The sequence below is a fragment of the Cellulomonas sp. genome (genome assembly GCF_017744555.1).
In the GTDB taxonomy this organism is placed as follows: Bacteria; Actinomycetota; Actinomycetes; order Actinomycetales; family Cellulomonadaceae; genus Cellulomonas.
Window position 1 is genome coordinate 1 of record NZ_JAGIBD010000059.1, and the last position, 8,435, is coordinate 8,435.

The 8,435-nt window shown below is 74.0% G+C and carries 8 protein-coding genes; 3 read left to right on the plus strand and 5 right to left on the minus strand.

Going from position 1 to position 8,435, the window contains the following annotated elements:
• Nucleotides 1–236: hypothetical protein (locus J7523_RS19575; protein WP_291890358.1), on the plus strand; the 236-nt coding region annotated here is incomplete at its 5' end.
• Between the two features lie 63 nt (nt 237–299).
• On the opposite strand, the gene J7523_RS19580 is transcribed toward J7523_RS19575, so the two are convergent.
• The gene (locus J7523_RS19580; protein ID WP_291890359.1) at nt 300–1,484 is read right to left on the minus strand and encodes a serine hydrolase domain-containing protein; all 1,185 of its coding nucleotides are present in this window, start codon (nt 1,482–1,484) and stop codon (nt 300–302) included.
• A gap of 125 nt (nt 1,485–1,609) precedes the next feature.
• On the minus strand, nt 1,610–2,140 hold the full coding sequence (locus J7523_RS19585) for a methylated-DNA--[protein]-cysteine S-methyltransferase (protein WP_291890360.1): 531 nt from the start codon (nt 2,138–2,140) through the stop codon (nt 1,610–1,612).
• A 183-nt stretch (nt 2,141–2,323) separates the two neighbouring features.
• Here J7523_RS19585 and J7523_RS19590 point away from each other — a divergent pair, with 183 nt between their 5' ends.
• Together J7523_RS19590 and J7523_RS19595 are read left to right on the plus strand one after the other, a co-directional pair.
• Nucleotides 2,324–4,285 carry a zinc ribbon domain-containing protein gene (locus J7523_RS19590; RefSeq protein ID WP_291890362.1) on the plus strand — a complete coding sequence of 654 codons (1,962 nt, stop codon included), beginning with the start codon at nt 2,324–2,326 and terminating at the stop codon, nt 4,283–4,285.
• A gap of 74 nt (nt 4,286–4,359) precedes the next feature.
• Nucleotides 4,360–5,661, plus strand: a complete 1,302-nt coding sequence (locus J7523_RS19595) for an APC family permease (RefSeq protein WP_291890364.1) — start codon at nt 4,360–4,362, stop codon at nt 5,659–5,661.
• A gap of 7 nt (nt 5,662–5,668) precedes the next feature.
• On the opposite strand, the gene J7523_RS19600 is transcribed toward J7523_RS19595, so the two are convergent.
• From J7523_RS19600 to J7523_RS19610, 3 genes are all read right to left on the minus strand, one after another.
• Nucleotides 5,669–5,935 (minus strand): hypothetical protein, encoded by a 267-nt coding sequence (locus J7523_RS19600; RefSeq protein WP_291890365.1) that lies wholly within the window; start codon nt 5,933–5,935, stop codon nt 5,669–5,671.
• 234 nt (nt 5,936–6,169) lie between these two features.
• The gene (locus J7523_RS19605) at nt 6,170–6,781 is read right to left on the minus strand and encodes a uridine kinase (protein ID WP_291890367.1); all 612 of its coding nucleotides are present in this window, start codon (nt 6,779–6,781) and stop codon (nt 6,170–6,172) included.
• Between the two features lie 20 nt (nt 6,782–6,801).
• Entirely contained in the window at nt 6,802–8,325 is a 1,524-nt protein-coding gene (locus J7523_RS19610) for a mechanosensitive ion channel domain-containing protein (protein ID WP_363267381.1), read from the minus strand.
• Nucleotides 8,326–8,435 lie beyond the last annotated feature (110 nt).

Genomic DNA, 8,435 nt, shown 5'->3' on the forward strand with positions numbered 1-8,435 from the left:
GGTGGGAGCCGATGCAGGACGCGTTCCGAACGACCCGGGCGCGCTCGCACGACGGGCGCCGCGACGACGCCACAGACCGCGCCTGGACGACGGCCGTGTTCCTCGTGCACACCCACTTCCTGCGGCTGGTCCAGCGGGCTCTGGCCGCCGGGCCGCTGGCCGGTCTCGACGTGCCGATCGCCGTCACCACCCACGACCTGGACATGGGCATCGTGCTGGCGCCGCTCGACTTCTGACCAGCCATGCGACGCACGGCGGTCCCTCCCGGCGTGCAGTGCCGAGCGGGACCGCCGCGTCGCTCACGAGCAGAGCACCGCGTCCACCGCGGCGTTGATCCGCTTGGTCGCTGCCAGCGGGTCCGCCATCGCGGCCGGGAGCGCGGTGACGGCCACGGTCACCGCGCGCCCGTCCGGCCCGACGCCGCCGCCGGTCTCGAACCCCTGGATGCTCCCGCCGTGCCCCCACGCGACCCCGCCGCACGACAGGTCGGTGCTCATCAGGCCGAGCCCGTACTTCCAGCCCATCCCGGGATCGGCGTCCACGGTGTGCTGCATCTGCGCGAGCAGCGCGGGCGGCAGCAGCCGGCCGCCGAGCAGCGCGACGAAGAACGCGTTCAGGTCGCTCGGCGTCGACACGATGTCGCCGGCGCCCCAGGCGAACGACGGGTCGAGCTCGCTCCAGTCGACCAGCTCGCCGCCGGGCGTGGACGCGTGGTAGCCGAGCGGGTGGCGGCCGCGGATCTGCTCCTCGCCGCGGTCGGGGATGTACGTGTCGCGCAGGTGCAGCGGCTCGATGATCCGGTGCTCGAGCACCTCGGCCAGGGGCCGGTGGGTGACGCGCTGCACGATCAGGCCGAGGACCACGTAGTTGGTGTTGCTGTACGAGAACTCGGTGCCCGCGGGCTTGCCGGGCATCGTGAGGGCCAGGTCCAGCAGCTCGCGCGGCTCGACGTACTGGTGCCGGGTCGCGTCGAAGTCCATCGCCTCGGTGTAGCTCCGGATGCCGCTGGTGTGCTGCAGGAGCTGGCGCACGGTGATGGTGCTGCCGTCGACGCCGTCGCCGTGGACGAGGCCGGGCAGGTACGTCTCGACGGTCGCGTCGAGGTCCACGGCGCCTTCGTCGACGAGCTGCAGGACCGCGACGGCGAGGAACGTCTTGCTGTTGCTGCCGATGCGCACCTGCCCGTCGAGCGGCACGCGCGCGCCTGTCGTGAGGTCGCCGACGCCCGACCGGTAGTCGCGACTGCGACCGCGGGCGTCCTGGTACGTGGCGAGGGCGCCCGGGAAGCCGACGTCGGCGACGAGGGTGTCGAGCTCGCTCTGGACGACGTCCGGGGACCCGCCGTGCGACGGCCGGCCGTTCGCCGTCGCCGGGCCAGCCACCAGGGCACCTGTCACTCCGACGGCGCACAGGCTGGCCAGGATCGCGGCTCCCCGGACTCGGCGGGACGTGACGGATGCGGTCGTGCGCGTGCGGTCGCTCATGAGATCTCCTCTGCTCCCCTGCGTGGCAGGTCGGACTCGGTGATCCCAGCCTCTGGGGCGCCGCACACCCGGAACCATCCGGTGACCCCATGAGCTCGTCGTCGGGGTAACCCCCGGGACGTCGTTCAGAAGAGCGTGCCCGCACCCCCGACGGGCGACCGTTCGAGCTCGAGCAGGAACCGCTTGCGCTCGACGCCCGCGGCAAACCCGGTGAGCGCGCCGTTCGCCCCGATGACGCGGTGGCACGGCACGACGATCGCGATCTTGTTGGCCCCGTTCGCGGCGCCGACGGCCCGGGACGACGTCCGCGGGTCGAGCCCGACGGAGGCGGCCAGCTCGCCGTACGACCAGGTGGTGCCGTACGGGATGCGGAGCAGGCCGTGCCAGACGCGCTTCTGGAACTCCGAGCCGACCATGTGCAGCTGCAGGTCGAACTCGGTGCGCGTCCCGGCGAGGTACTCGGTGAGCTGCTGGGCGGCCTCGGCCAGCGACGCGTCGTCGCGCCGTCCGATGTCGCCGTCGGCCGGGTGGTTGCGGGGCCGCGTCGATGGCAGCAGGAGCGCCGAGAGCGCCCCGTCCGTGCCGACGAGCGTGATCGGGCCCATGCCCGAACCGACGACCGTATGCGTGACGATCCCCGTCCGCGTCCCCGTCATGACCGACATCTTCCCTCTCCCCTCCGACAGCCCTGCTCCCACGAGGTAGACGCGCGCCGCACGCAGGATGTGAGGTCGTCGTATCAGCGCGGACCTGCGGACTTCCTTCCTCCAGGAAGTCCCGTGACCGCGACGCGGCTAGCATCGCGGTGACGGGGCTCTCGCGACGACGAGGGGGACGTGATGGCGGATCGCATCTGCAGCGTGTGCGGTGCGTCGAACCCGCCGGACGCGGCGTTCTGCCGCGTGTGCGACACGTACTTCGACTGGGACGGACCAGGCGACGCCCCGAAGGCGACGCACGAGACCGCGGCGAGCCAGGGCGGCACGACAGGCACCACCACGACGACGGCCACGGCGTCGACCGGCCCCACGGCCGAGCAGCCGACCGGTGACGAGGCGACGCCGCGTCCTCAGACCGAGCCGCGAGCGGCCGTCCCCGTCGCCCTGCTGGAGCAGACCGAGGTGGTCGTGACCCCGCAGTCGCCCGGCACGGTCGGGATCGTGCTGAAGAACGCGTCGGACATCGTCGACGGCATCGTCGTGCACCCCGCGGCGCCGCCGCCGTGGCTCGTCATGACGCAGGAGGACGCGAACCTCTATCCGGGCGAGACGCGGACCGTGCAGGTGACGTTCGCGACGCGCCCGGGTGTGCTGGTCGTCGCGCAGCAGGTCGACGTGCCGCTTGTGGTCCGGTCGTCGATCGACCCGGCGAAGCTCGTCGAGGTGTCCGTGCAGCTCACGGTCCCGCGGCTGGGGCCGCCCCCCACGCTGTCGCCGCGCCCGACGCTCGTGCACGTCAACGACACCGGCGAGGGCCAGTTCACGCTGTCGTTCGACAACCGGGCCGCCAACTACCCGCACCACTACACGCTGTCGGCGCACGACCCGGAGGACGTGGTGCGCGTCGGTTTCCTGCCGCCCGCGGTCGACGTGCCGGCGGGCGGGACGGTCGAGACCACGGTGCGGTTCACGGCGCCCGAGCCGGAGCCGGGCCAGGAGGTCAGCCGGCAGGTGACGATCACGGCGACGTCGGAGGATGGGCAGGTCACGTCGGTCGTCACGATCACGCAGCGGACCGCGGCGCCGCCCGAGCGCCACCCGGTCGCCGTGCGGCTCGAGCCGAGCCACCTGCAGGCGACGGGCGACGGGACCGTCGCGTTCGACGTCGTCATCGACAACCGGGCGAGCGATGTCGGTGTCGCCCTGTCGCTGGGCGGCCGCGACCCGCAGCGGCTCGTCGCGTTCTCGTTCGGCGAGAACCGGCTCGTCGTGGGGCCGCACCGCGTCACGACCGTGCACGCGCTGCTGCGCACGGCCGCACCGCCGCCGGGCACGACGCAGACCCGGCAGTTCACGGTGGTGGCCAACGACGGCGAGACCGAGGTCGAGGCACCCGGCGTCCTCGAGGTCACGTCCCGTGCGGCACCGATCACGACGGCGCGGCTGCAGGTCGAGCCGTCGACGCTCGCGACGCAGGACCGGCACGGCGTCTTCGGGGTGCACGTGGACAACCGGAAGGGCGCCGATGTGCTGCGGGTGCGGCTCGCGGGGACCGACGAGTTCGGCCGCGCGCGCCTGACGTTCACGCCGCCCGAGGTCGCGGTGCCGGCCGGGCAGGTCGCCACGGTCCGGCTCTCCGTGGACAGCGAGCCGCCGCCGGGCGGCCAGACGTCGTCGCGGCGCCTGCGAATCACCGCGAGCGACGGGTCCTCCGCGGTCGAGGCCGAGGCGACGCTCACGCAGACGTCCACCGACCACCGGCCCGCCGCCAAGCGCTGGCTCGTGGTGCTCGGGTCGCTGCTCGCGATGTTCGGGGCGGTGCTGCCGTGGCTCGGCACGATGATCGACCCGAACAGCGTCATCGCGGTCGCCACCGACGCGGCCGAGGGCAACCAGGCGGCCATCGCGCCGACGGCGACCGCCGCGTCGACCGTGCTCGTGGTGCTGCTCGGGATCATGATGCTGTTCGGGCTCAACAGCACGTCGGGCCGTGGCATCCGCTTCGCCGCGGTGCTGATGATCCTCATCGCGGTCGGTGCCGCCGTGGCGGGTGCGCCGGGTACCGGGCTCGTCCTGGTCGTCGTCGGGGCTGTGCTCGGCTTCATCGGCGGCGTCCTCGCCCGCTCCGCACGCCGCACCTAGCCCCTCCCACCTCGTCGACCGCCCCGTCGCACGAACCGCACGCAGCAGCACCGGCCCGACGCGAGGGGACCCGCATGACCGACGAGGCTCCGACGACGAGCGCGCGGCTGACCGTCCGCGGAGCGGTGGTGCTGGGCGTCGGCGCCATGGTGGGCGCCGGCATCTTCGCGCTGCTCGGCCAGGCCGGTGCCGTCGCCGGGTCCGCGGTGTGGGTGTCGTTCCTGCTGGCCGGCGCGATGTCGAGCGCCCTGGGCTACACGCTCGTGAAGTTCGCGATGCGCTGGCCGTCGTCCGGCGGGCTCATCGTGTACCTGCAGCAGGGGTACCGGAGCCGGCGGCTCGTCGGGGTGGCGGCGTGGCTCGGGTACCTCACGTCGATCGTCGTCGTGGGCGCCATGGTCGCCGCGTCGTTCGGTGACTACGCCGCCGCCGTGATCGCGGACGGGCCGCCGGGCGGGTGGCTGTCGAAGGTGTGCGCGGTGGTGCTCGTGGTGCTCGGCGCGTGGCTCACCGTGTCGGGTCCGCGGCTCGTCGACCGCGTGCAGTCGCTGGTCGTCGGCCTGCTGCTGGCCGTGTTCGCGGTGTTCGTCGTCGGGACGCTCACGCAGGTCGACACGTCGCTGCTCGCGCCGAGCACCTACCCGGGCGTGAACGACATCGTCGCGAGCGTCGCGCTCACGTTCTTCGCGTACCTCGGCTTCGCGGTCATCTCGTTCGCGGGCGACGACCTGGCCGAGCCGCGACGCGAGCTGCCGATCGCGATGTACGCGGCACTCGGCATGACGACGGTCCTGTACGTCGCGGTGTCCCTGGGCGTGTTCGGGACCCTGCCGGTCGACGAGGTCGTCGCCGCGGGGCCGCGCGCGCTCGCCGTCGCGGCGGAGCCGTCGCTCGGGCAGGCCGGGTACGTGATGATGACGGTCGCCGCGCTGCTCGCGACGTCGTCGAGCGTGGCCGCCGTGCTGTACGCGTCACGCGGGCTGACGTCGACGCTCGCGACGAACGGGATGTTCCCGCCGGTGTTCGGCTCCGGGACCCGGCTGGGTAGGCACGGCGGGCTCGTCATCACCTCCGGGCTCATGGTCGTGTTCGTCACCGTGCTGAGCGTCGGGGCGCTCGCGTCCGTCGGCAGTGCGGTGTCCCTGGCGGTGTTCGTGCTGGTCGCCGTCGCGGCGTACCGGCTCCGGGCGGAGCTGCATGCGTCGGCGCTGCTGACCGGTGTCGCGGTCGCGGTGTCCGGCGTGGTGCTCGGCTGGTTCGTCGTCGACCTGTGGGTCTCCGAGCGCCGGTCGTTCTGGGCCATGGTCGCGCTCGTCGCGCTCGCCCTCGTGGTCGACGAGGCGTGGAACCGGCGACGGCGGGCTGCGGCGGGGTGACCGCGCCTCAGCGGGTCGGCGCGAACGTCGCGACGACGAGCAGCAGCACGACCGTGGCCGACGCGACGATCGCCGCCCACAGGAACGCCTGCACGGCGAGCTCGTGCGCGCGGCGCAACCGCCACCACGACACACCCAGCAGGAACGGCGCCGCGACCCCGGCGAGCGGCGCCCAGAACGCGACGGTCGCGCAGAGCACGGCGGCCGCGACGAGCGTGGCCGCCCAGGCGAGGTCGTGGTCGACGGTGTGGACGGGTGTCCCGTAGATGGCCATGGGCACTCCCCTTCGAGCGTCGCGGGCCTGGAGGTCGTCCCGTGCTCCCTGGCGGGACGCGGGCTCTGCGGGCGGGAGGTTCGGCTGCGGTTCTGCGCCGGAGGGGTACAGCGGGCTGTGGCCCGCTCGAAGTCATATGGTCAAGACGTCGGTGTCATGTCCGGTCTGTCCGTCGTGTGCTCGGAGATTACGCGTCTGAGACGGCGTCGTCAACGCCGGCAACGCCACTCACAGTCACAGGTCGTCAGTCACAGAGACGAGGGCCGGACGACGCGGGTCGTCGACCCGCACCACCACGTCGGCGACCGTCTCCGGAGCCGTCTCGTCGGCGTACCGCGCGAACGCCGGCAGCTGCCACCGGTCCGCCTCGGGCACCAGCCGGGCGAGGGTCGCCGGGCGGGCGGCGAGGTGCACCGTGAGGTCGACGTCGAGCCACCGGCCCAGCAGCAGCTCCCCGTCGACCACGAGGACCGCCCCCTGCGGAGCGGTCATGTAGCCCGCCCGCGTGGCACGGTCGGTGGCCGCGTCCCACAACGTCGGCAGGTACCGGCCCTCCGCCGCGAAGGGGTCGAGCACCTCCCGGGCCAGGGCCGCCACGTCGAGCCTGTCGTCCAGGTACGCGTCGGCGTCGTGCCGGCCGTGCTCCCACCGCAACGACGCCGGCCGCAGGAAGTCGTCCGCGTGCACCCGGGCCACGGCACGGCCCGCGGCGCGCAGCGGGTCGACCAGCGCGTCCGCGAGGTCGGCCGGACGCAGCACGGCGGCCCCGTCGACGACGACCCGGCGGCGGCCCGGCACAGCGAGCACGCGCGCGACGACGTGCGCGACCAGGGCCTGGCGGGTCACGGGTGTGACGGTCGTGCGGGTCACCCGGGCGGGCGCCCGTCGCCCTCGTCGCCGCGCCCGCCCCTCTCCTCGGCGGCCTGCTCGCGCTCGTCGATCACGTCCTGGCCGGGACCCTGGAAGTGCTCGGAACGCTTGAGCGCGTCGATGCTGCCGGTGAACAGGCGGGCGTTCTGGCCGGTCGACGTGAGCACCTCGGTGTCGTCGCGCGACCACGCCGCCGGACGCGGCAGCTCTCGCGTCGCCGGGACGCGCACCGGCCCGTCGCCGGCCACCTCCGCGCGGGCCGCACGACGACCGGTGACGCGCTGCTCGCCCGTCGGCGCGCCCGTCGTCGTTTCGCCCGTCGTCGGTTCGCCCGTCGGCTCGTCCGTCCTCGGCCGTGCCGCCGTCGGCTCCGCGCCCGCGGCACCCACGCCCGGCCGGCGGTCGCGCGCGGGCCCGGCGGCACCGCTCGGGAGCCCGGGCTCCCACCGCGTCCGCGGCAGACCCTCCGGCGCCTCGGCCTGCAGCCACGCGACGAGCCCCTCGCGCACGTAGCAGCGCAGGTCGAACAGCGTGGGCGCGTCGACCGCGGACGCGAGCGCCCGGACCCGGACGGCGCCGCCGACCGCGTCGGTGACCTGCAGGATGCCGACGCGCCGGTCCCACAGGTCCGTGGCCTCGAGCAGCCGCGTGAGCTCTGCGCGCATGCGCTCGACGGGCAGCTCCCAGTCGAGGTCCAGCTCGACCGTGCCGAGCAGGTTCGCGTCGCGCCGGGTCCAGTTCTCGAACGGCGTCGACGTGAAGTACGTCGACGGCATGATGAGCCGGCGGTCGTCCCAGACGTGCACCACGACGTACGTGAGCGTGATCTCCTCGATCCGGCCCCACTGACCGTCGACCACCACCACGTCGTCGACCCGGATCGCGTCCGTGAACGCGATCTGCGTCCCGGCGAACACGTTGGCGAGCGAGCTCTGCGCCGCGAGGCCCGCCACGATCGACAGCAGCCCGGCCGACGCGAGCAGGCTCGCGCCGAACGCACGCGCGTCCTTGAACGTCAGCAGCACCGCGCCCGCCGCGCACACCACGATGATCGCGACGGTGATGCGCCGGAGCAGCTGCACCTGGGTCCGCACCCGCCGGGCGTGCCGGTTGTCGGCGACGTCGACCCGGTACCGCGCGAACGCGGCGTCCTCCAGCACGAACGCCAGGCTCCCGACCAGCCACGCGACCGTGATGATCAGAGCGATGAGCAGCACGTGCTCGACGGAGGTCCGCCAGTCCGACGGCTCGGTGGACAGCCGCAGCGCGATCCACAGCGCGACGACGACGAGCACCGCACGGGTGGGCCGGCGCGAGCGGCGCGTGAGGTCGGCGGCCACGGGCGAGCGGCGGGCGGCACGACGGACGAGCGCGCCGAGCAGGATGGCGACGAGGTAGGCGACGACGACGGACGCCAGCACGGACAGCACGGGGACGACGACGTCGGTCACCGACGTGGAGTCGGGTCCTGCCGCCGGCACCGGGGTCGGCGCGGCGGCCGGGAGGGTGGAGCGGTGCACGCCGGTCAGCCTAGGCAGCGGGTTCGCGCGGCGACAGCGGGCGCCGGCCGGCTGCGTGTGCGTGCCCGGCCACGCGTGCCGGCGCGGCCGGCGGGCCCGGCCGCGTGTGC